The organism is Pseudomonas sp. FP2335 (assembly GCF_030687535.1).
Lineage (GTDB): Bacteria > Pseudomonadota > Gammaproteobacteria > Pseudomonadales > Pseudomonadaceae > Aquipseudomonas.
In genome coordinates, this window is sequence record NZ_CP117437.1 from 3,591,708 (window position 1) to 3,614,340 (window position 22,633).

General features: G+C 59.9%; 20 protein-coding genes. 7 read left to right on the forward strand and 13 right to left on the reverse strand.

Annotated elements, in window-relative coordinates:
- Nucleotides 1–271 precede the first annotated feature (271 nt).
- The gene (locus PSH81_RS15995; RefSeq protein WP_305391058.1) at nt 272–2,089 is read left to right on the forward strand and encodes a sigma-54-dependent Fis family transcriptional regulator; all 1,818 of its coding nucleotides are present in this window, start codon (nt 272–274) and stop codon (nt 2,087–2,089) included.
- On the opposite strand, the gene PSH81_RS16000 is transcribed toward PSH81_RS15995, so the two are convergent.
- The 10 genes from PSH81_RS16000 to PSH81_RS16045 all read right to left on the reverse strand — a co-directional run bounded on the left by PSH81_RS16000 (nt 2,086) and on the right by PSH81_RS16045 (nt 11,821).
- A complete protein-coding gene (locus PSH81_RS16000) occupies nt 2,086–3,018 on the reverse strand; it encodes a FecR family protein (RefSeq protein WP_305391059.1) in 933 nt (310 codons plus the stop codon). The two genes, PSH81_RS15995 and PSH81_RS16000, sit on opposite strands and share 4 nt — an antisense overlap.
- Nucleotides 3,018–3,557 (reverse strand): sigma-70 family RNA polymerase sigma factor, encoded by a 540-nt coding sequence (locus tag PSH81_RS16005; protein WP_305391060.1) that lies wholly within the window; start codon nt 3,555–3,557, stop codon nt 3,018–3,020. Before PSH81_RS16005 ends, PSH81_RS16000 begins: the two co-directional genes overlap by 1 nt.
- A gap of 1,375 nt (nt 3,558–4,932) precedes the next feature.
- Complete coding sequence (locus PSH81_RS16010) at nt 4,933–7,044, reverse strand: TonB-dependent receptor domain-containing protein (RefSeq protein WP_305391061.1); 2,112 nt, start codon at nt 7,042–7,044, stop codon at nt 4,933–4,935.
- 151 nt (nt 7,045–7,195) lie between these two features.
- Nucleotides 7,196–7,465: a hypothetical protein gene (locus PSH81_RS16015; protein ID WP_305391062.1), complete on the reverse strand. Its 270-nt coding sequence runs from the start codon at nt 7,463–7,465 to the stop codon at nt 7,196–7,198.
- Nucleotides 7,466–7,580: 115 nt separating this feature from the next.
- A complete protein-coding gene (gene yddG / locus PSH81_RS16020) occupies nt 7,581–8,477 on the reverse strand; it encodes an aromatic amino acid DMT transporter YddG (RefSeq protein ID WP_305391063.1) in 897 nt (298 codons plus the stop codon).
- Between the two features lie 144 nt (nt 8,478–8,621).
- Nucleotides 8,622–9,302, reverse strand: coding sequence for a hypothetical protein (locus PSH81_RS16025; protein WP_192296451.1), 681 nt, complete (start codon nt 9,300–9,302; stop codon nt 8,622–8,624).
- A 165-nt stretch (nt 9,303–9,467) separates the two neighbouring features.
- Entirely contained in the window at nt 9,468–9,764 is a 297-nt protein-coding gene (locus PSH81_RS16030; RefSeq protein ID WP_226456337.1) for a putative quinol monooxygenase, read from the reverse strand.
- A gap of 259 nt (nt 9,765–10,023) precedes the next feature.
- Nucleotides 10,024–10,407, reverse strand: coding sequence for a hypothetical protein (locus PSH81_RS16035; RefSeq protein WP_226456338.1), 384 nt, complete (start codon nt 10,405–10,407; stop codon nt 10,024–10,026).
- An 83-nt stretch (nt 10,408–10,490) separates the two neighbouring features.
- Entirely contained in the window at nt 10,491–11,024 is a 534-nt protein-coding gene (locus tag PSH81_RS16040; RefSeq protein ID WP_305391064.1) for an adenylate kinase, read from the reverse strand.
- Nucleotides 11,025–11,188: 164 nt separating this feature from the next.
- Nucleotides 11,189–11,821: a hypothetical protein gene (locus PSH81_RS16045; RefSeq protein ID WP_305391065.1), complete on the reverse strand. Its 633-nt coding sequence runs from the start codon at nt 11,819–11,821 to the stop codon at nt 11,189–11,191.
- A 99-nt stretch (nt 11,822–11,920) separates the two neighbouring features.
- Between PSH81_RS16045 and PSH81_RS16050 the strand changes: the two genes are divergently transcribed.
- Complete coding sequence (locus tag PSH81_RS16050; RefSeq protein WP_305391066.1) at nt 11,921–12,358, forward strand: GNAT family N-acetyltransferase; 438 nt, start codon at nt 11,921–11,923, stop codon at nt 12,356–12,358.
- Nucleotides 12,359–12,449: 91 nt separating this feature from the next.
- Here PSH81_RS16050 and PSH81_RS16055 read toward each other — a convergent pair whose 3' ends face one another.
- From PSH81_RS16055 to PSH81_RS16065, 3 genes are all read right to left on the reverse strand, one after another.
- Nucleotides 12,450–12,875, reverse strand: a complete 426-nt coding sequence (locus PSH81_RS16055) for an N-acetyltransferase (RefSeq protein WP_305391067.1) — start codon at nt 12,873–12,875, stop codon at nt 12,450–12,452.
- Between the two features lie 27 nt (nt 12,876–12,902).
- Entirely contained in the window at nt 12,903–13,178 is a 276-nt protein-coding gene (locus tag PSH81_RS16060; protein ID WP_305391068.1) for a hypothetical protein, read from the reverse strand.
- 104 nt (nt 13,179–13,282) lie between these two features.
- Nucleotides 13,283–13,774, reverse strand: coding sequence for a hypothetical protein (locus PSH81_RS16065; RefSeq protein WP_305391069.1), 492 nt, complete (start codon nt 13,772–13,774; stop codon nt 13,283–13,285).
- A 672-nt stretch (nt 13,775–14,446) separates the two neighbouring features.
- On the opposite strand from PSH81_RS16065, the gene PSH81_RS16070 reads away from it, so the two are divergent.
- From PSH81_RS16070 to PSH81_RS16090, 5 genes are all read left to right on the forward strand, one after another.
- Entirely contained in the window at nt 14,447–16,876 is a 2,430-nt protein-coding gene (locus PSH81_RS16070; RefSeq protein ID WP_305391070.1) for a LuxR C-terminal-related transcriptional regulator, read from the forward strand.
- 171 nt (nt 16,877–17,047) lie between these two features.
- Entirely contained in the window at nt 17,048–19,132 is a 2,085-nt protein-coding gene (locus PSH81_RS16075; protein ID WP_305391071.1) for a hydantoinase/oxoprolinase family protein, read from the forward strand.
- Between the two features lie 13 nt (nt 19,133–19,145).
- The gene (locus PSH81_RS16080; RefSeq protein WP_305391072.1) at nt 19,146–20,804 is read left to right on the forward strand and encodes a hydantoinase B/oxoprolinase family protein; all 1,659 of its coding nucleotides are present in this window, start codon (nt 19,146–19,148) and stop codon (nt 20,802–20,804) included.
- 64 nt (nt 20,805–20,868) lie between these two features.
- Nucleotides 20,869–21,759 (forward strand): hypothetical protein, encoded by an 891-nt coding sequence (locus PSH81_RS16085; RefSeq protein ID WP_226456348.1) that lies wholly within the window; start codon nt 20,869–20,871, stop codon nt 21,757–21,759.
- Between the two features lie 33 nt (nt 21,760–21,792).
- Nucleotides 21,793–22,614 (forward strand): aspartate/glutamate racemase family protein, encoded by an 822-nt coding sequence (locus PSH81_RS16090; protein WP_226456349.1) that lies wholly within the window; start codon nt 21,793–21,795, stop codon nt 22,612–22,614.
- Nucleotides 22,615–22,633 lie beyond the last annotated feature (19 nt).

Below are 22,633 nucleotides of genomic sequence, written 5' to 3' on the forward strand. Positions count from 1 at the left end.
TGCTTGATGTATGAGGAAATGGCTTGAACGGGATGTTCGGGAGTGAACAATCCGACTGAACAACTGAACAGTTCGGGGGTTGACAATGAACAGTTCTGAACAACACTCTCTTGGCCATCGACACCGCCAACATGTGGGAGCGGGCTTGCCCGCGATGACGGTGTATCAGCTTGCCTGTTCAGTGACTGACCCACCGCTATCGCGGGCAAGCCCGCTCCCACATCGGGCTGCGCAAGGCTGTATAAAAATAACAATAAAAGAAGGTCACACCATGGCCGAACCCTTGGCTCACGACACCCTTATCCAGGAATCCTGGCGCCGTTGCCGCGCATTCGGCCTGGACCATCAAAGCGCCCCCTGCTTTGATCAACTGCCCGCCGCAGGCATCAGCCAACTGCTCGAAAGCCAACATTCCCTGGTGCAGACCACCCACCAGGAAGTGTTGCCGTACTACGAGAACATCCTGAGCAATTCCAACTGCCTGATCATGCTGGCCGACAACCAGGGCCAGGTGCTGACCTCGTGGGGCACCCAGCGGTTCATCGAGCCGAAACTGGCCCGCGGCTTCAACCCTGGCGCCAGCTGGCAGGAGCGTTCCAGCGGCACCAATGCCATCGGCACCGCGCTGGCCTGTGCCCAGGCGGTGCATATCGAGCACGACGAACACTTCCTCAAGGCCAACCGCTTTATGACCGGTTCGGCGGCGCCGATTTTCGATGCGCAGCGCGAGATCATTGCGGTGCTGGATGTGTCCAGCGACAGCTACCTGCCGCCCTCCCACACCTTGGGCATGGTCAAGATGATGAGCCAGACCGTAGAAAACCGGCTGATCCTCAACCTGTTTCGCGGTGAACACTTCCAACTGACCTTCAACACGGGCCTGAACAACCTCGACAGCCAATGGGCCGGCCTGCTGATCTTTGATGACAGCGGCCAGGTGCTCTCGGCCAACCGCCGTGCAGACAACCTGCTGGGCATCAGCTTGTCGCGGGTGATGATCGACCGTTTGTTCAAGGTGTCGCTGCTGGAGTTGTTGAACCAGCCGGAAGGCTTGCCGTTTTCGTTGCAGGCGGCGGGACGCAATCGGTTCCAGTGCCTGTTGAAACGCCCCAAGCAGATGCCGGTGCAGGCGCGAGTATTCACACAACCCGCAGCGCCAAAGCCGGCAGCGGTTGGCCTGAAAACCTTGCACTTCGGCGACCTGCGCGTGGAGAAGGCCGTACGCCAGGCCGAGCGGTTGCTGGAGAAGGACATTCCGCTGCTGATCCACGGCGAAACCGGCGTGGGCAAAGAGGTGTTCGTCAAAGCCCTGCACCAGGCCAGTTCCCGCAGCCAGCAGGCGTTTATCGCGGTGAACTGTGCGGCCATTCCGGCTGAGCTGGTGGAATCGGAACTGTTCGGCTACGAAAAAGGCGCGTTCACCGGGGCCAATCAGAAAGGCAGCATTGGCCTGATCCGCAAGGCCGACAAGGGCACGTTGTTTCTTGACGAGATCGGCGATATGCCGCTGCCGACCCAGGCGCGTTTACTAAGGGTGTTGCAGGAACGTTGTGTGCAACCAGTCGGTAGTAGCGAGCTGTTCCCGGTGGATTTGCGCATTATCTCGGCCACCAACCGCGCCCTGCGCGAATGGGTGCAGGCCGGGCGTTTTCGTGAGGATTTGTACTACCGCATTGGTGGCTTGACCCTGGAGTTGCCGCCCTTGCGCGAGCGCACCGATAAGCAGGCGCTGTTCCAGCAACTGTGGCAACAACACCGCGAGCCGACCCAATGGGCCGGGCTGAGCGCCGAGGTGCTGGCACTGTTTGAGCAGCATCCGTGGCCGGGGAATTTGCGCCAGGTGAGCAGCGTGTTGCAGGTCGCGCTGGCGATGGCCGAAGAGCAGCCGATTCGCGCGGAACACCTGCCGGATGATTTTTTTGTCGACCTGAACGTGACGCCGCCGCTGCCCGCCAATGAGTTTCTGGATGACAACATCGACCTGAACCAGCGCTTGAAGGCGCTCGGCGGGAACATTTCCCACCTTGCGCGGGAACTCGGCGTCAGCCGCAACACCCTGTACAAACGCCTGCGCCAGAACGAACCCTAGCGCGGCTTGACCACCACCAGCAGGTCGGTGAAGTACTCCACCTGGATCGGCAGGTTATCCGCCAGTGCCGCGAGCGCCGCCGTCGTGTCATCCAGTTTGAACACCCCGGACACCCGCAGGTTGCGCAGGGCCTCGGGATCGAAACGCAGCATCCCGTGGCGATAGCTGGCCAAGGTTTGCAGGACGTCGCCGAGGGGTTGGTCATTGACCTTGAGCAGGCCACGGGTCCAGGCGTCCGCATCGGCATTGCCGGTGGCTTGCGCAGGCTGCGCGTGACCGTGGTCAAGCACCGAACGCTGGCCGGCCATGACCTTGACGCTGTCGCGGCTGTCGCCCTGCACGGCCACGGTGGACTCGATCACCGTGACCACAGTCGTTCCGTCGGCCGCACGCTTGACCAGATAACGGGTGCCCAGTGCCGTCGCCGTGCCCTGGTCGGTGCGCACTACGAACGGTCGCTGCGCATCCTTGGCCACATCGACCCAGAGTTCGCCTTGCAGCAACTCGATCACTCGCTGGTGGCCGTCAAATTTCACGTCCACCGCCGAGTTGCTGTTGAGCTGCAGTTGGCTGCCATCGTCGAGGGCGATCTGCCGGCGTTCGCCGATGCCGGTGCGCTGGTCAGCCATCCACACCGGCAGGTGTTGCAGGCCCAGCCAGGCGCAGAGCACCAAGCCGAGCAAACCGACCGCCTGGGCGCCACGCCGGTGTTGGGGCGCAAACGCACGGTTGAGGGCGCGACGCGCAGGCTTTGCCGGCAAGGTGTCGAGGCTGCCCCACAGGCCGCGCATGCGCTCGATGGCGACGGCGTGGCGCGGGTCGGCGTCGCACCATGCGCGGAAGGCCTGGCGCTCGGCGTCGCTGACGTCTTCGTCGTGCAAGCGTGTCAGCCAATTCGCCGCTTGCTGGATGATGTGTTCGCAGTTCATTAGAGCGGGTCGGCCCCGTGCAGGCTGTGGTAACAGTGCACCAGGGCGCTGGAGATGTAGTTTTTGACGGTGCTGGAGGAAACGTCCAGGCGCGTGGCGATTTCACTGTAGGTGAGCCCGTCGAGGCGACTTAACAGAAAGGCCTCGCGAGCCTTGGCGGGCAAGCCGGCGAGCATCTCGGCGATGCGTTCCAGGGCTTGCAGCGCGACATGGATCGCCGCTGGGTCGGGCATGCCGGCGTCTTCGCACTGGACGGCGAGGGCCTCCATGTAGGCTTTTTCGATACGGCGACGACGGGCACTATCGATCAGCAAGCGCCCTGCCGTGGTCGCCAGGAACGCCCGGGGCTCCTTGATATGTTGCGGTTCGGCGAGCATGAGGACGCGGATAAACGCATCGTGAGCCAGGTCGGCGGCGTGTTGCGAGCAACCCAGCTTTTTGCGCAGCCAGCCGTGCAACCAGCCGTGATGCTCGCTGTACATTGCCGCAAGGATCTGCTGACGGGCTGAACCGTCCAGCGTGGCCGGAATGTCATGCATGCGCAAAAGAGTCTCAAATGGGAAATATTACCAATTGCGCAAACAATGCCAGTAAAACGAGGTAGGAGCAAGAACCACTGAGCAGCACCTATCACTGTTGACTGACGGACCGTCATCGCGGGCAAGCCCACAGTTGATTGATGTTGATGGGAAGTGAGTGTTCGGCTGGAGATCGCCCAGGCACTGCCAATCCCCTGTGGGAGCTGTCGAGCTTTAGCGAGGCTGCGAAGGCGGTGAGACTGTTGGTGGAGGTGTTGGCTGAACGACCGCTTTCGCGGGCAAGCCCGCTCCCACAGGTGATTGGTGTTGATGGATAGTGAGTGTTCGGCTGGAGATCGCCCTCACACCGCCAATCCCCTGTGGGAGCTGTCGAGCTTTAGCGAGGCTGCGAAGGCGGCGGTACTGTCGGTAGAGGTTTTGGCTGAACCACCGCTTTCGCGGGCAAGCCCGCTCCCACAGGTGATTGGTGTTGGCGGGCTGTCAGTGCTCGGCTGGAGATCGCCCGAACACTGCCAATCCCCTGTGGGAGCTGTCGAGCCCTAGCGAGGCTGCGAAAGCGGTGGCACTGTTGATAGAGGTTTTGGCTGAACCACCGCTTTCGCGGGCAAGCCCGCTCCCACAGGTGATTGGTGTTGATGGGGAGTGAGTGTTCGGCTGGAGATCGCCCAGGCACTGCCAATCCCCTGTGGGAGCTGTCGAGCTTTAGCGAGGCGGCGAAGGCGGTGGCACTGTTGGTAGAGGTGTTGGCTGAACCACCGCTTTCGCGGGCAAGCCCGCTCCCACAGGTGATTGGTGTTGATGGGGAGTGAGTGTTCGGCTGGAGATCGCCCAGGCACTGCCAATCCCCTGTGGGAGCTGTCGAGCTTTAGCGAGGCGGCGAAGGCGGCGGCACTGTTGGTAGAGGTGTTGGCTGAACCACCGCTTTCGCGGGCAAGCCCGCTCCCACAGGTGATTGGTGTCGATGGGGAGTGAGTGTTCGGCTGGAGATCGCCCAGGCACTGCTAGTCCCCTGTGGGAGCTGTCGAGCTTTAGCGAGGCTGCGAAGGCGGCGGTACTGTCGGTAGAGGTTTTGGCTGAACCACCGCTTTCGCGGGCAAGCCCGCTCCCACAGGTGATTGGTGTTGATGGATAGTGAGTGTTCGGCTGGAGATCGCCCTCACACCGCCAATCCCCTGTGGGAGCTGTCGAGCTTTAGCGAGGCTGCGAAGGCGGTGAGACTGTTGGTGGAGGTGTTGGCTGAACGACCGCTTTCGCGGGCAAGCCCGCTCCCACAGGTGATTGGTGTTGATGGATAGTGAGTGCTCGGCTGGAGATCGCCCAGGCACTGCCAATCCCCTGTGGGAGCTGGCTTGCCTGCGATGACGGTCTGTCAGCCTCAGCGCCAGCTCCAGGACACGCCGGTGTAGATGCCGCGACCATCGCCCGGTGTGGAACGCGCCATGTCTGCGCCCTTGTCGTCGTAACCCGGCGTGACGGTATTGGCGTAGCGACGGTTGGTGAGGTTGCGCAGGTCAACCCAGGCTTGCCAGTCGTGCTTGGGGGCGTCGTAACCGAAGGTTGCACCCAAGAGGGTGTAGGACGCAGCCGTGTAGGAATTGGCATAGTCCACTGCCACTTTTGACGAATGCTCGGTGTTGAAGCTGGTGTAGAAACCGGTCGGATGGCTGTAGCGCAACTGCCCCTGGTAGTAGTGCCTGGGGATACCCGGCAAGGTGTTGTCGCCGAAGCGCTCATCGTCGCGGTAGTGGAAGTCGCTGAAGGTATATGCCTGGCGCAGGTCGAGCTTGCCACTGCCGCCGCCGTCCCACAGCGGGCTGAGCAGGCTCAGTTCGATGCCTTGGTGGATGGTCGGGCTGGCGTTGTTTTCGGCGACGATGGCGTTGGTCGTGGCAGTCTGCGCCTGGGTTTCGACGGTGAGCAGTTCGTGGCGCACTTCGGAGCGGTACAGCGCCAGATCCCACTGGCCGAACCAGTGTTCACCACGCCCACCGACTTCCAGGGTGGTGGCGGTCTGGTTTTTCAGGCTGACACCTTCGCGGGCCATGCCTTTGGCCGGTCCACTCGTAAAATACTTGTTGGAACCCCAGATCATCGACCACGCATGCGGCGGCTCCACCGAGCGGCTCAGGTTGCCGTAGACCTGCAATTGCGGCGTGAAGTCGTAACGCAGGCCGACCCGTGGTGCGTAGTCCCAATCGTGCTGGCTCAGCGGTGCGTGGGTCTCTGGGTAAGTGACTTCGGTTTCGCGGCGGGTATAGATTGCCGCGAGGCCGGTGGTCAGCCACAGGTCCGGCACCAGCTCCAGGTCGTTGCCGATGTGCAGTACGGTGTCGGAGCCCAGGTAGCTGTAGTCGCGGGTCTTGGTGCCGGGGGCATAGGTTGCGGTGTTGCCGGCCGGTATACGCACGTATTCCGCGCCACCGTTATTGGGCATCGCCTGGGTAGTACGCAGGCCGATGGTGGTCTTGCTGTCGTGCCCAAACAGCGTGTCCTGGCGGATGTAATTGAGGGTGCTGCTGATGTCGGTGTAGGCGACTTTCAGGCGGATGGTGCCTTCGCGCAGGTCCATCGGGTAATCGTGGTAGGCCAGGCCGAATTCGACGCGGGAGTTGTCATCCAGCTGCAAGGTGGTCTTGTTGGCGATCCAGGTCGAGCCCGGTTGCAGGCGCTTGGAGTCACGGGCGGCGTTGAGGCTGTTGGCGGCGCGGGGGTCGTGGCTGATCTGGTCGCGCGTCAACTTGCCGGGGGTATCGTTGGTGGTTTCGCGGTAACGGATGTAAAAACGCGTTTCCAATTCCGGGCTGAAGCGGTAGCCGAAGTTGGCGGCGAAGCCTTTGCCGGTGGCTGCGCTCTGGCGTTGGTAGCCGTCGGATTCGGAGTCGGTGAGGCTGATGTAGTAGTCGGCATCCCCCAGCACCTGGCCCGAGCTGATCTCGCGCTGGGCGTAACCTTTGCTGCCCACTTCATAGCGCAGTTGCAGTTTGGGCGCATCGTAGCCGGTGCGGGTCACGTAGTTGACCGCGCCCCCCAGGGCCAAGGCGCCCTGGTCGAAACCATTGGCGCCGCGCAGCACTTCGACGCGGCTTTGCCACAACGGGTCTTTCAATTCATAGGGCGTGCCGCCGGGGCCGGTCAGCGGCAGGCCGTCGAACATTTCATACAGTCCCGAGCCATGGGCACCGGGGCTGCGGTTCAAGCCCGAGCCACGGATCGACAGTTTGATCCCTTCGTTGTTCGCTGCCTTGGCGTAAACCCCGGCCTGGTACTTGAACACGTCCTCGTTGGTGCTCACCCTGCCCTGCTGCACGCTGTCCATGTCGATGTAGTTGGTGCCGCCCGGCACGCTCTTGAGCTGGGCCTCGGCGATTTCGCCAGCGCTGGCTTCGCTGCTGGTGACTTCGACCGGGGCCAGTTGCAGACCTTCGGCGTGCACCAGTGAGCCAAAGGTCAGGGCAGCGAAAAGGAGCGGAGGTTGACGCAGCAACATGGGGTGGGTCCTTGGAAATCGGGGAGGCGAAAATGGCGGGGCCCAGATGGGAAGACAAGGATCGCGCTCAAGTCACGCCTGATTAACCGGGTATTTACCTGTGGCGTACAAGCGATCAGCAATGGCGGCCTGTCAGAAGGAAAGGATCGATCTAACCGCGGCTGAGATTCAGCGTCTGCAACAGCTCATCGGCCTCTGAACCGGGAGGAAACCGCAAACCGTACATTTCATCGGTCGCCAAAATCTCGGCCAGGGTGTCATGCAACTGCTCCTCTGTCGGCGACTCCCGCAGCAGTTTGTGCGCGGGCAATAACAACTCCGCAGAAACGCCTTGAACGCTCGCGGCATTGATGACGGCAAACAGGATAAATCGCAGGCGAATCTCGCGATCAGTCGGCCAACGCGTTTTTTGCTTACCCAAGGCAGCCACTCATGTTTAAGAAAAGTCCGAGGCTATTGCCGAGCCGAGAGCGTTTCAAGCAGCGTCCGTGCACTTAGGCCCGTTCCTACACTGGAAAGCGAAATAACGTACTGGCTCAGGCCGTTGAACGCACCCGCGTTGCCTGCCAGCACATCAGTGAGCCCAGCGTTACCAGGACTGCGCCTTGCCAGAACTGTGCAGTGAGATGCGCACCCAGCCACACAGCGGCAAATGCCGAAGACAACACCGGCGCAGAGTACGAGGCAGTGGAGAGCAACGTCAGGTTGCCGCGCAGTATTCCGACGTTCCACAGCGCATAACCGCCGGCCATGGCCACACCGGCCGCACCCAGTTGCAGGCTGCCATTGAAAGTGAATGCCGGCAGCACTTCGCTGCTCAGCGCGTATTTCAACCAGAGCACACTGGCGGCCAGGATGAAAAACAGCATCACCAGATTTTGCCCGCCGGCGTAGCGTCGGGTGACATTGCAGTAAAGCGCAAAAGTGACTGCACAGCCGAGCGCGAGGCTATAGCTCAGGGGGTTGCTGTTCACATTGGCGACGATGGTGGCCAAGGCCAGGCCATCGCCGCTCACCACCCACACGATGCCGAACAACGCCAGCACGGTGCCAGGCAGGATCAGCCAACGGGCCTTTTGCCCATTCATGACGATGGCGAGCAGTACGGTCAGGCATGGCCACAGGTAATTCACCACACCCAGCTCAATCGCCTGGTTGTGATTGCTTGCGTAACCCAATGCCAGCGACAGGCACAATTCGTACGCCACAAACAGCGCACTGCCCACAATCAGGTAGAACCAGGAGGTGGCGCGCACCCGCGGCCGTCCCAGGAACATCACCAGCAGCACCGCTCCCAGTGTGTAGATCAACGCCGCACCGCCCAATGGGCCGAACAGTTCACTGACGCTGCGGATAAGCCCGGCGGCGGTACTCCACAGGAGAATCGCTACCAAACCGCATGCAGTGGCTGCACGCTCGCTGTTGATCTGCATTGAGGCCTCTTGGGCAAAGCGGATGGGGTGCTAGGCGGCTGAAACCGTCTATCACGGGGCAATTGGACATTTTTAGCCACAAGGATGTAAAGCAAGACGAGGATAACGCCATGCTTTTTCCCTGCTATGGCGTACGCATGTGGCTCACTGTACCGGCAGAAAATTCATCAGCAACAAGCTCTGCGCATAGTTGACCCCGATCCGCCGGTAGCGCTCATCCAGCAGTTGGGTCAACAGGTCGAGGCGCGCGACGACCTTGCCAAACTCCACGGCAAAACTGAGGTTGCTGCCCTCCTCCGAGATTTCGTTGGAGAACAGCAGCAACACGCCATTGGCATCCTGGCGCTGGCTGAGCAGCCAGGTGGCTTTCTCGATGTTGCGTGCGGCGTTGCTGACGAATTGCGGGTTGATTGAATCGGTGAGGTAAAACTCGGTGCGCCCGCCGTGGGCGGTAACGATCATGCTGCCGATGGCATAGATAAACGCACCGACACGATCGCCGCGAAACTCCGGGCTCAAGGAGTAGCTCAACGCCGCCAGGTCGCGCCGCTCGCCAAGGGCTGGCAACGGGCGACGGTTTTCGATCGCCAGGCGGATTTCCCGGGCCGCGCTCACCGCATCCGGGTATCCCGATTGCCGCCATTGGCTGGGGTTGCGCAGGTAAAGTTTGTTCATCAGCAAATACAGACTTTGCAGATTGGCGCGCATGCCCAGGGTCGCCATGCGATCAACGCTGGTCTGAAAGAACTCATCCGGCTTGCCGTTGCTCAATTGCTTGGCCACATCTCGCGCCTGCTGCTGGCTGCAACCGACAGTACAGAGCATGAACGCGGCAGCCAGTAGCAGAGGCTGACGCGTCCAGCGACGCTTGCATGAAGTAAACAGACGAACTATCGGCACCAGGTCTCGCTCTTGTGACCACAGGGAGTGTTTATGTGGTGGGGTCAGAGATAGAGCGAGGAAATGCAAAAAAGTGCGATAGGCGCTTGCTTAAACAGCGGCCTCAAGCAACAAGACCGTGGAAGGCCCGGCGCGGAACGTAGGATTGTGCCGGCTCGCCGCGATCATATGGGGCGTGGCGTGGTGGGCTTCGAGCGCAGCTTTGGACGCCCACTTCTCGATCAGCACGAAACTGTCCGGGTTGCCGGAGACGGGGTGCAGGTCATATTGAATACAGCCTTGCTCGGCCCTGACCAGCGGCGCCAGTTGCGCGAACGCTGCCAACTGGTCCGGCCCGCGGCCCGGTTGGGTCTGGATAATCACGACAAGCCGTACTTCATCTGACATGGATAACACCCTTCACTGTGGGAAAAATGAACCGACACAGTACGCCAGCTGACCAGCGAGGCACAGTCCTACAAAAAAGCTCGTATTGCAGGCTTTCCTTTCACGCCGTTTTCACAGACGGAGGCTTATGGTTAATCCAGCTCCTAATGAACATCCCTTTAGCCCGTGCCCCCATCGCGGGCTTTTCTTTGTCTGGGATTTATCAGGCAATGTGCGGCAGCGCCGCGAGCCGGCTGGCCCATCAGCGGCGGATGGCGGCCTACGGTTCCTTGCTCGATGGAAGCGAGGTGACCAGGCCTACGCAGCGATTCAGCATCTGGACGCCGAAGGCTTCGGAAACTGCCACGTGCTCTTTTTCGGTGTTGGCAACCTGAACATTTTTTGCCTCTCGAATGAAATAGGCTCGCATCTTTTTTTGCTCATCGGAGGGCTCAGAGTAGGCGTCATCAGGGTAAGTCGGCGTGGGTTCCCCCTTCTGCCTGGCGTACATCACCAAAGTGCCGTCGTTCTGCCAGGTCCGACAGAACGCGATTTCGCCCTCGGTCAACTTGATCTTGTCTCCGTCGCTGCTCCACGCCCAGGTGTTGGAAGCGCAAATCAGGCTGGTGCCGGCGAGCAGGAGGCTGGCGGTCAATCGTTTCATCGGGTGTGATCCTTCACGGTAGAGGGTCGATGCCATCGCGGGGCGCAGTCGTTCGGACCGCGTGTTCGACAGTGGGTTCCGGGCTAACGTGGCAGCGCCTGGATGACATCCGCCGCCATCTTTTGCGCATCCCGCGTTCCATCAATGCGCAACACCTGGGCCGTTTGCTCCGACAGCCACCTCTCGTGCCACGCGCGGTTGCGCCCTGAAAAGCCCGGATCGTCATACTGCGAAGCCCACTCCCGAAAGGCCACATGGATCTGGTGCATGTCGCCACCGGGCGCGATCCGATCGCCAAAGCGCTGTTTTTCACGGGCCGCCAGGCGTTCGAGACGAACGGGCGTGGGTGTCACCACGAACACGATCAGGTCGACAGCAGCCATCAGGGCGTCGCCCCAGCCCATGCAGGAACCGGTCAACAGCCAAGCTTCGCAACTGAGTGTTTGCTGAATCAATGACACACGTTCATCGGCGGGTCGCTTGGTCGTAAACGGCGGGTTTGTGGGCATCCAGTAGAAGTCATCGACGTCGACGTGTTGCACATCGAGCCGCGTGGCAAGGTTCTGGCCCAGGGTGGTGACACCTGCGCACGAGGCGCCAGTGATGTAGATCCGCATGTTTTCCTCCGTGAACGCGCGACCAGCCTACAGCAGATCACCGAGGGGGATTGTTCACGGCTAACTACGCCATCCACTTTCGCACGCCTATCAAGGTTCGTATCACCTTAGAGGCGTTTGAAAAGCCGAAATGGAAAATCCGTAACTGGATGGATGTGCTTTGCTCATTTGTCCAGATTCAGTAGTTCGTGCATCCGTTCGCCGATGATTCCCCGCAACCACGTCGCATGAAACTCCATGTTTTCCAGAGAAGTGCCCTGCGCAAACCGGAACTCGAATACCTTGTTCTTTTGTCCCTGAAACACCACGCTAAAATGGCCATCGCGGTCAAACGCAGCGACCACATAGGGGCAGATGTAAATAATGTCGCTGAATGGCACGCGCCATTGAGTGGGTTTACGTCCGCTCCGAGTGACCGTGAGGGTCAGCAGTCGCTGGTTTTCGTCGAACGTGAAGGCCTCCACGCTAGGCTCAGAAAATATCCACGCAAAGACCAAGCCCATAAGCACGACAAAACCAAGCAGGAACAGGATGAACGACGATGTTGTGAAACTCGACTCATCCCCGGATGGCACGTCCTGCATCGCACCGAGCCCGACAAAAAGCAGTATCGCCAGGCAGAAGGCCGGCAACAGCATAAGCACCGCGCAGCAGAAGCCCAAAATGGCCGAACCGGTGTTGCTAATGGTCAAGAAGTCCGGACCGCTATGCCAAACAGGCGGATGGGCGGCGGTGCTTTCAGTGCTTGGTGCGGCGGGAGGTGTTGCGAAGTGATCAGGTGGACGTTGACGGTTCATCCAGCAGGCTCCAAGGGTGCGGCGTAGACATTTTCGCTGCACTAGCACCGATATATGTAAGGATACTTTCCATTACACGGATGAAAAAAGGAAGACGCCATGGAAGCAGTAGTCCGGCTTGCCAAACTTGCCGATGTCGATGCGATTTTCAAGATTCGAACCAGCGTTCAGGAAAATCACTTATCTGAAGATCAGTTAGCGGATATGGGGATAACACCTGAAGCCATAAGTCAGGCAATTTCAGAGACTCCGTGCGCTTGGGTCGCGCAGGTCTGTGGTGTTCCAGTAGGTTTTTCGATGGTCGATATTGAAGATGGCTGCGTATTCGCGGTCTTCGTCCTACCGGAATTCGAAGGGTACGGGTTGGGACGTAATCTGATGCACAAAGCAGAGTCTTTCCTGTTTCAACGCCATCAGAAGATATGGCTAGAAACCGCTGAAGCAAGCCGTGCGAGCGGATTCTATAGAAACCTTGGCTGGCAGCCCGTGAAGAATCTAGGGCAAGGGGACATTCGTTTTGAGAAGCAACGGAAGTAACGCCTGCAAAAGATCAAGATATGACGGGGGGCCTTTGTCAATGCACTCGTCACCCGGAAGGTCTCAGCCTGCCTGGAAAAACCGGGCCGATTCAATCAAATCGCTTCTGCATAAAAAACCGGTTGTATCCAGCGACGGGATAATCCTTAAGTTCTCCAAATAGGCTGAAGCCCAAGTGGCGGTAAAAGTCCGGAGCCTGGAAAGAGAATGTGTCCAGCCAGATACCTTGGCAGCCTTTCTCACGCGCCTGAGCTTCCGCCCTGGCCATCAATTTTGCGCCCAGACCCTGCCCTCGCGCCGCTTCGGGCACCACCAGCAATTCAACGAATAACCACTGTCCAGAAATTCTCGCGTATAGCCCACCTTGAGTGGCGCCCACGTCATCCTTGATTAAAAGCGCAAACTTTTCAGTTTCGATAAGGCCCGCTTGGGCTTGGTTGTATTCTTTCAATGGCGCCAGAATCGCCTGGTAGTCGACCTCTTGCGGCGCGTCATTCAGCTCTATCCGTAAGCCCACGGTGTTCTCCATTCAAGTAGTTTGTGGTTAAACGACTGCCCAACCATTGCTCCGGTTGCGCTTCGACGACACACGCGACAAAACAATTACGAAAACCAGAGAAAGGAGACAGGGGAGATACGCATCCAGCACCCGCTGGTGTGCAGTTCCCACGACATTCGCCCGAAAACGCGCAAGCGGATTCCAGATATGGGCGATGCCAGCGGCATTGGGGGAAACCGCCTGACCTCTCTGGACCAAGAAGCCGATCAGGCGCTTATATTTACCCGCCAATTCGGCAGCAGCGAAGGCACTCTGCGTCATTGGCGCTTAACCGTGCGATTCCCGTGAGGCGAACATTTCATCAGAGATGGAAACCTTTTTAGTGCTTCCGTGACTGGTAAAAGACGCCCCCGAACATCAAATCGTTATTTGGCTTGGCGAAGCACAAGCTCTGACAGACGGGTCTTAACCCGGAAGCAGAATTCACGGATTTGAAATTGATAAGCCGGCATAACCATGTAGTTCAAATCAGGACCCAGCGAGTCTTTGATTTCCATGTATTTTGCAGTCTTGGCCGCAATACCTTGGTATTCCGCTTCGTATTTGGCGTAAGACGCTTTGTTGTAAACCTTCAAAACATCCAACTCTTTACGGCATTGCTCAGCGCGATTTTGGTTCAAGTTTGTTTCAGAGTCTGACTGATCGGCCTCAGCAGAAGCGTGGGCTTGCGCGTCAGCACTGGTTGCGGGTGCAGCCTCATATCGCACAGTATAGGGTGTCGAAGGTGCGGCTTCAGGTGGTGCTTGTTGTACTACGGCAGGAGGCGGCGTCACTTCTTTAGGTTTTTCTGGAGTTTTCGTAGCGCATCCCGAGAGGGCAAGTCCTACCACTACAACGATGCCACACATTTTATCCATCGGTTCCACCAAAAAGTAATTACGGCTGGCTGAGTCGTTAGGTTCTGGGTAAAAGTAAAAACTCACTCAATGATCGAGTGTAAATTTTCTACCAGCCTCAAGGCGCTCAGCCCCTCTTCCTTGAGTACACAGATGAAGGATAGTAGTAAAAAAACAAAGACATGACGAGAAAAAGCTCGCCAGAAAAGCCACAGAGTTAGTGGGACATTTTCGGTGGGACCAAGCTGCGCATATACCCTGATTGCATCGCGCCTGGTTCCCACATTTGCGAGCATCACCGTCGTCAGTGATCGGGGATGGTGGGCGTCCACGACCACGAGTCTGCAAAGTGTCTGGAGAATTCGGGGCGATTTACTTAGAAACTGCGGGTAACACAGTCAATCAACAACTCGCGTAGTTTGCTGTTAAAACGGCCCCAACAGCTCTTCATCGGTGCGCCTCACCATGAAACAACAGTCCCCCGCTCATTCATCCAATGCTTGGTATTGGATCGGTAAACTCACCCCTCCACAGCCAATGCTCACCTCAGTTGTGCGTGAGGCCTTGCTGGCTTCCATGCAAACGAACGCCCTTGTCCCATTGACACTGCTGACGGCCCCCGCTGGTTACGGTAAAACCACGCTGCTGATGCAATCGCACGCAGCCATACGGCAGCAGACACCCAAGGCAATAGTGGCCTGGTTGTCACTGGACGAGTCTGACGCAGACCCCAATCGCTTCCTCGCGTACCTGATCCTTTCGCTGGACCATGCCGGTGTTGCGCTGGCGCACTTGCCGCGCCTGGCAGCCTTGCAAGCCTTGGATGTACAACCACAACGCACGATCCAGGCGCTACTGCGCGCGCTTGCCGAGGAAGATCGGGCGATCACGCTTTTTTTGGATGACTATCACCTCGCCGCCAGCCCGGAAGTGAGTTCGATACTAGGTGTATTAACAGAGCAAGCCGCGTCGGGCTTGCGTTGGGTGGTCGCCAGCAGGACCCGTCCGGACTGGCCGCTGTCACGCTGGAAAGCCAAAGGCTGGGTACACGAGATCAGCGCCCGGGAGTTGATCCTGTCCTTGCACGAGGTGCGTGGCATTCTAGGCAATGGATTGGATGAGAACGACCTATGTCGCGTACACATCGCGACCGAGGGTTGGGCCGTGGCAGTGCAATTGGCACGCCTCTGGCGTACCAGCATTGACGGCTCGGTGTATGGCTTGACAGCGTTCTCCGGGGGAGTGACGGACGTTGCGAACTACCTCACCGCGCATGTATTCAACAGCCTGTCCGCGGACTGCCAATCACTGCTGCTGCAGACCTCTTTGCTGCAACGGTTCAATGCCGATTTGGCAGATGCGGTGCGCGGCCGCCATGACAGCGCAGACCTCTTCAGGCAACTATCGCACCTCGACACGCTACTGATTCCCCTGGACCCCGAACGCCAGTGGTTTCGCTATCACGCATTGCTACGTGACTTCCTGCGCTTGCGTATCGACAGTCATCAAGCCCAGGCAATTCACCGCGCCGCCGCACATTGGTTGGCGCAGCAACAGGACTGGAGCCAAGCCATTCATCACGCGCTCAAGGCGGGGGACATCCCACTGGCGGTGAACCTGGTGGTCCGCGCAGGCGGCTGGGAACTGGTGCTGCACCATGGCATTCGTTACGCCCAGGGTTTGTTGAGTCAGTTCGACGCCGTTACCTGCAATACCCAGCCGGACCTCCTGCTGCTCCAAGCCTACCTGCACGCCAAGCTGGGCGATCACAAATTGTCCACACAGCTGTTGCACCTGGCCCGTGGCACGGTGGTCGGGGATGCACGACTGGCCCGAGACTTTCATGTTATCCAAACCTTGGCGAATGCTTACCAGGACTGCTTTGAGTGCCTTGATGCTGATGTTACGACGTTCCATAGCAGCCCCTATCCCCTTGACCAGACCCTCGCGCAAGCCACGCTGGAGTGCGTGCACGCACTGGCGGACCTGACGCGCGGCGAGTTGGTTTCGAGCCTGCGCACCATCAGGGACGCTCACGTCAAAATGCGCGTGATCGCCAGCCCGCGTGGCGAAAACTACTGCCGGATCCATGAAGCCCAGGCCCTGGCGTTATCAGGGTCTATCAACGAAGCCGCTACATTGGTGGACGAGGCCCTGGCATTTGCCGACGGCCATTTTGGTCAGGAGAGTTCGCTGCGGGCCCTGGTCGGCTGCTTCAAGGCACGCCAGCTCTATTGGCAAGGTACTTGGTCCGAAATCCAGCCGTGGTTGGATGACGGCTGGGCTGCATTGGAACACGCCGATGGCTGGCTCGATGTGGTTGCGATGACGGCGGAGGTAGCGTGGCGTTCGCGGTTACGCAGCCATGGGTTACATGCCGCACTGCAGGAGTTGGACCATGCCGACCACCTGGCGCACGCGCGCCAGTGGCCACGGCTATTGCGTCTGGTACAGGCCTGGCGCATCGATGCCCAGGTACAGAGTGGGCAACTGCATGCCGCTCGCCAAGCGCTCCTGCAGGCCAATCTGGAACAGATTGCAGGTCAGCGCGAAGACTGGCGTAGTCAGGAAGCTGCCAGCCTGGCATTGGGCCGCTTGCGGTTGCTCAGCGGTCACTCGGGCGCCGCATGGACCGACCTTCAACGAACCGCTGAAGAGATGGAGAACAAAGGTCTGCGTCTACCCGCCTGGCGCTTGAGGTTGATGGCCCTGGCCGCGGCGAAAAACGGCCGGCAGCTCCAAGCAGAAGAACTCGACATGGCCCTTGCCCCGATCATGCAGTACGCCCTGCCCGGCCTGTTGCTGGAAGTCGGCCCCAGCCTGCTGCCGGCACTGGAGGCCTACCCCAAACCCACAACACTACTGACCACAGCCATCACGCGACTGCGCGGCTGGCGCTCGCACCCAACGCCGGCGCACATGGCCCTGAGTGGCAAGGAAGCGCAGATACTGGAGCTGCTTGTCAGCGGTCAATCCAACAAGGCCATCGCCCTCGCCCTGGACATCTCCGAGAACACGGTAAAGTTCCACCTCAAACACCTGTTCGCCAAGCTGGGCGTGGACAACCGCACCGCGGCAATCAGCGCTGCAATACGCCAAGGGCACCTCGACACCACTTTCTAAGCCACCAACCCACCCAGGCGGGTAGGTCTTGCCACCTATCGGCCTGCGACCTACCCGCCCCATCTGTGGCCCCCCGCCCAGCGCCCTGCCTAGCATCGTGACCATCAGCAATGAGGGGCGCCATGCCGTCCTTCTCCTGCTTGCGCCAAGACACGATCCAGGAGACGAACCGTGCAGAAAAGCCGAAAAACCGTACGCGTAGCCACCGATGTGGGCGGCACCTTTACTGACCTTGTGTACTTCGAAAGTGATCCCGTCACCGGCCAGCAGACTCTGCGTACGGCGAAGGTGGACACCACGCCACCGAACTTTGCCCAAGGCATTCTCAATGTCATCAAAAAGGCACGGGTAACGCTTTCGGAAGTCGACTTCCTCGCCCACGGCACCACTGTTGTCATCAACGCGCTTACCGAACGGCGTGGGGTCAAGACCGCGCTGATCACCACCCGAGGCTTTCGCGACATCCTGGAAATTGCCCGGGCCAACCGCCCAGACTATTTCAACCTGAAATGGGTCAAACCTGCGCCGTTTGTGCCGCGCTACCTACGCTGGGAAATCACCGAGCGCCTGCACACCGACGGCCGTGAGCGCGAGCCTGTAATACTCGATGAGCTGCCCGCCATCATCGACGCCTTGCGCGCCGATGGCGTGCAAGCCATTGCTATTTGCCTGCTGCATGCCTACGCCAACCCCAGCCACGAGCAGGCGGTATTGGCCGAAGTGAAGCGGCTGTGGCCTGAAGTATCGGTGGTCGCTTCACATCAGATCACCCGTGAATGGCGCGAGTACGAGCGCTCCAGCACCACCGTGCTGTCGGCCTACGTGCAACCGATAGCGGCGCGCTACCTCGATGAACTGGAGGCGGGTCTGCGCAGCGCAGGCTACGAGGCGCCGCTGTATATCATGCAGTCCAATTGCGGCGTTGACAGTGTGGCCCACGCCAGGGACATCCCGATCACCATGGTCGAGTCCGGGCCGGCCAGTGGTTTCTGGGCGGCCGCCGAGTTGGGACGCTTGATTGGCGAACCCAACTTGCTGGGGCTCGACATCGGCGGCACCACGGCCAAATGCGCACTAATCCGCGATGGCCAGGTCGCGATCAAGACGGACTACTGGATCGAACGAGACCGCCTCAATGCCGGTTACCCCATCATGGTGCCCGTGGTGGACTTGGTGGAAATCGGCAACGGCGGCGGCTCCATTGCCTGGGTCGACGGGTTTGACAAGCTGCATGTCGGCCCGCAATCAGCGGGCGCTCTGCCCGGCCCGGCGGCGTACGGTGACGGTGGCACCGACATCACCACCACGGATGCCAACCTGGCACTCGGCCGGATCAACCCGGCGTACTTCTGCGGCGGCGAAGTGGTAGCCGACCTACAAGCAGTAGCGGACGGCTTCAGCCTGCTCAGCGAACGCTTGGATCTGCCTGCCGATGAAATTGCCCGTGGTGTGGTGCGCCTGGCCAATAACAACATGGTCAACGCCCTGAAGCTGGTGTCGCTTAGCCGTGGTCACGATCCCCGGGACCTGACCCTGATGGCCTTTGGCGGCGGTGGCGCGCTGCATGCGGTCGCCTTGGCTCAAGAGCTGGGCGTCAAAAAAGTCATCGTCCCGCGCGGCGCCTCGGTGTTTTCAGCCTGGGGCATGACCCTGTCGGACTTACGCCGCGACCTGTTTATCAATCGTTTTGTCGACACCACCCAGCCACAGGCACAGGCGCACACCCAGGCGTTCCTGAACGAACTGATGGCCTCGGCCCGCGAGCAGTTCATCGCCGAGGCTGTGCCCCCGGAGCGGGTCGAATTGAAGGTCAATTGCAAGCTGCGCTACCAGAACCAGGAACACTCGGTCGAAGTGCCGCTGGACGCCGATGAACACCTCGAACGTGACTGGGCACACATCGAGCATCGTTTTCATACCCTGTACGAACAGCATTACACCTACTGCCTGGACGCTCCCGTGGAGATCGTCGGCTTCCACCTGGTCGCCATCGCGCAAATTGACAAGCTGATTCCCGAATCGCTTGCAGTGACAGGGCGAACGCTTGAGGCCGCACGCAAGGGCCACCGCGTCGTCGACTACGCAACCGATGGCATCCACAACGCGGCCATCTACGACTACGCCCTGCTGGAACCCCAAATGTGTTTCCACGGCCCCGCCATCATTGAAGACGCCGGCACCACCGTCGTCGTTCATCCACAAAACCGGGTGCATGTGGATCGCTTCGGCAACCTGCACATCACGATCAACGGCTGACGGGAGTCTCGCCATGCATACGCTCGACATCTTCACCCGAGACATTATCCAAAATTCGCTTCAAGCCATTGCTGACGAAATGTTCGTAGCGATGCGCAAAGCTGCCATGAGCCCCGTCATTTATGAAGTGCTGGACATGGGCACCGGCATCACCGACGCCAATGGCGAGATTGCCAGCTCCGGCGCAGGTATCCCGGCCTTCGTAGGCGTGCTGGACAAGGCCGTCAAACAGATCTTGCTGCAACATGCCCGCCCAGGGGAAATCGAAGACGGCGATGTGTTCATCTGCAATGACCCCCACGGTGGCGCAGTCACTCACCTGAACGATGTGGTGCTGGCCATGCCCGTGTTTGCCGAGGGCAGGCGCGTGGCCTGGACCGCGAATATCGCCCACTGGAACGATGTCGGCGGCATGGTCCCCGGGTCGATGTCCACTGAGGCTACCGACATCTTTCAGGAAGGGCTGCGCCTGTGCTCGGTCAAGCTGATCAGCCGTGGCCAACCGATCCGCTCAGTGCTGCAGATACTGTGGGCCAACACGCGCATGCCGGATTTCATGGAAGGCGATCTATGGGCTGGCGTAGCGGCGGTGCGCGGCGGGGCCTTGCACCTGCGTGAGTTGACCGCCAAATACGGTACTGACCTGTTTTTGCTGGCGATGCAGGACTTCATGGACCTGGGCGAAAAGGTATCGCGCAAAGCCCTGGCCGAACTGCCCAATGTCAACCTTTCCCTGGTGGAGCCGCAAGACGACGGCAGCCTGTATTCGGTGTCGGTGCAGATCCATGACCGTGCAATGACCGTGGACCTGCGCGACAACCCCGACCAATGCACCGGGCCCACTAACCTCAGCCGGGATGGCGCGGTGGTTGCCGCCCAAATGGCGTTCAAATCCCTGACTGCCCCGCAAGGCATTACCAATGGAGGCACGTTCCGGCCGTTGAATGTACTGACACGCCCCGGTTCACTATTCGATGCGCAACTGCCCGCCGCAGAGGGGTTTTACTTTGAAAACCTGATTCGCGTACACGACCTGATCTTGCGCTGCCTGGCCCAGCATTTTCCCGACCGCTTGCCGGCGGGCAATTTCTCTTCGGTATGCGCCACTGTTATCGGCGGCCGGCATCCGGATACCGGTCGGCTGTTTACCCTGGTGGAGCCGGAAATCGGTGGTTGGGGCGCCGAGCCCGGACGTGACGGCAACAACGCCGTTTATTGCGGCCTGCATGGCGAGAACTACAACTGTCCAGTGGAAGTCTGTGAGGCCCGTTACGGCCTGTATGTCGAGCGCATGGCGCTGAATGACGAACCCGGTGGGCACGGCCAGTTCCGCGGCGGGCGAGGCATCTGCATCGACTATCGCGTACGGGCCGATGACAGCTTTCTGACCTGTGGTTACACCCGCTCGGTCGTTCCACCCTGGGGCCTGCAACAGGGCCAGGATGGCACCCCCAATTACGTCGAAGTGCTGCGCGGCGACAACCCGCCGGAACGCTACGCCATGGCCAGCAGCATCCCTCTCAATGCCGGCGACCTGGTGCGGGTACGCACGGGGGCCGGCGGTGGCTACGGCGCACCCGCAGCCCGTGACGCGGCGGCCGTGCGCGACGACTTGAAGAATGGCTACCTCGACGCGCAAACCGCCCGCGCCGTGTACGGCGTCATGCCCTGATCCCAATACACCGCCGTGCGGCGGCTTTCCATGCGTTGACCTACAACAATAAGAGAGAACCGTCATGTTGCAACTTCCACTCTCGCGCTTCGGCGCTGCGTGCTCGCTGGCGTTGGTGTTGGGCAGCAGCCCTTCAACCCAAGCCGAACAATTCATCGGCTTCGGTCAACCAGGGCTGCCGGGACGCTGGGCTTTGGAAACCTTCCCGGTCTTCAACCGCAACACCGACGGCAATGTACGTGCCGGTGGCAATACGGTGCTTGCGTACTTTTCCGAGACCGGTTTTACCGACACCACCCGCGACCAATTGCAGTTCTGGGTCGGCGCCGTTCCCGGATACGCCAGCACCAACGACGCGAAAAACGTCAGCCCCTGGGGCATCGCCTCACCCAATCTCGGCTTTGCCTACTACTACAACGTGGTCGAGCCCGCCAGCGCCTATGGTTCAGAGGACTACACCACGTTCTGGACCAACCCGACGCTGACGGTCGAGTTCCCCAACGGTAACAACGAAGTTGCCGGTTACGGTGCCTTTGCCAACCGCTATGCGCTGAGTTTCAGCCTCGCCAATTACCTGCGTGTCGGAAAATTCGCCGCGACCTTCACCCCAGTTGGCATCCATTACGCCGCACGTAACCGCAACACCACAGATCTCGGCAGCGGCGATCCCAAGCGCTTGCAAGGCGGTGTCAGCCTATGGCTGGCCAACGTCGCCGCCGGCTACCTCGTCACCGATGACCTGTGGCTGGGCGCGCATCACGTCTACCACATCAACAATCGAACAGCCTCGGACTATGCCGAGTCGCGGGTTGGAAAAATCGGACCGTCGATGACCTACACAGGCTTTTCCCAACAGGGACTCTACCTGTCTGCAAATCTGAATTTCGACTACTACCACAGCGCCAACCTGCCCCATTCCAATGAGCTGACCATGGCGCTGGTGAAGTTTTTCTAGCGCCAATTGGCCCCCTATCCGAGGAAATAACTTATGCAAACCCCAACCCCCACTCCCCCACCACACGATGTGCCGGTGACAGTGCGCTGGCTCAACCCGATTGGTTGCTCGATGTTCGACGCACCGATCGCCGAGTTGCTGCACGGCATCAAGCACCCCTCGACACACCTGGAAGTGGTGTCGTTCGATATGCAGCCCAGCCCGACACACCTGGAGTACCGGGCCTACGAGGCAATGACCTACGAGCGCACGGTACGCATTGCCCGCGATTGCGCCCAGCAAAACATCGATGCCCTGGTGATCGGCTGCTTCTACGATCCGGCCCTGGAGGATGCCCGGGAAATCTCCGGCAACTGCCTGGTGGTTGCTCCCTGCCAGGCCAGCCTGCAGATCGCCGACCAACTGGCTAACCGTTATTCGATCATCGTAGGGCGAGATAAATGGATGGAGCAAATGCGCGAGCGCGTTCGCGGCTACGGCTCGGCGGATCGACTCGCCTCTATGCGCGCGCTGGGCATGGGCGTCGATGAGTTCCAAAAAGACCCGGCCCTCACCCGACGCCGAATCATTGAACAAGCGTTTTTGGCGGTCGAGGAAGATGGCGCGGAAGCGATCATTTTGGGCTGCACCATCGAATTCGGTTTCTTCGAACAGGTGCAGCGTGAGGTCGGCGTACCCGTGATCGACCCGGTGGTCGCCGCGTTCAAGATGGCCGAAGCCATGGCGGGGATGAAGCAGCGCTTCGGCTGGAGCCCCAGCCGTGTCGGCAGTTGCGAGCCTCCACCGGAAGCCGAAATCAAAGCCTTTGGCCTGTTTCAGGGTCCGGTGCCCATCGGTAACCGTGTGCAAGCCTAGCCCTTACTTGGAGCAATCC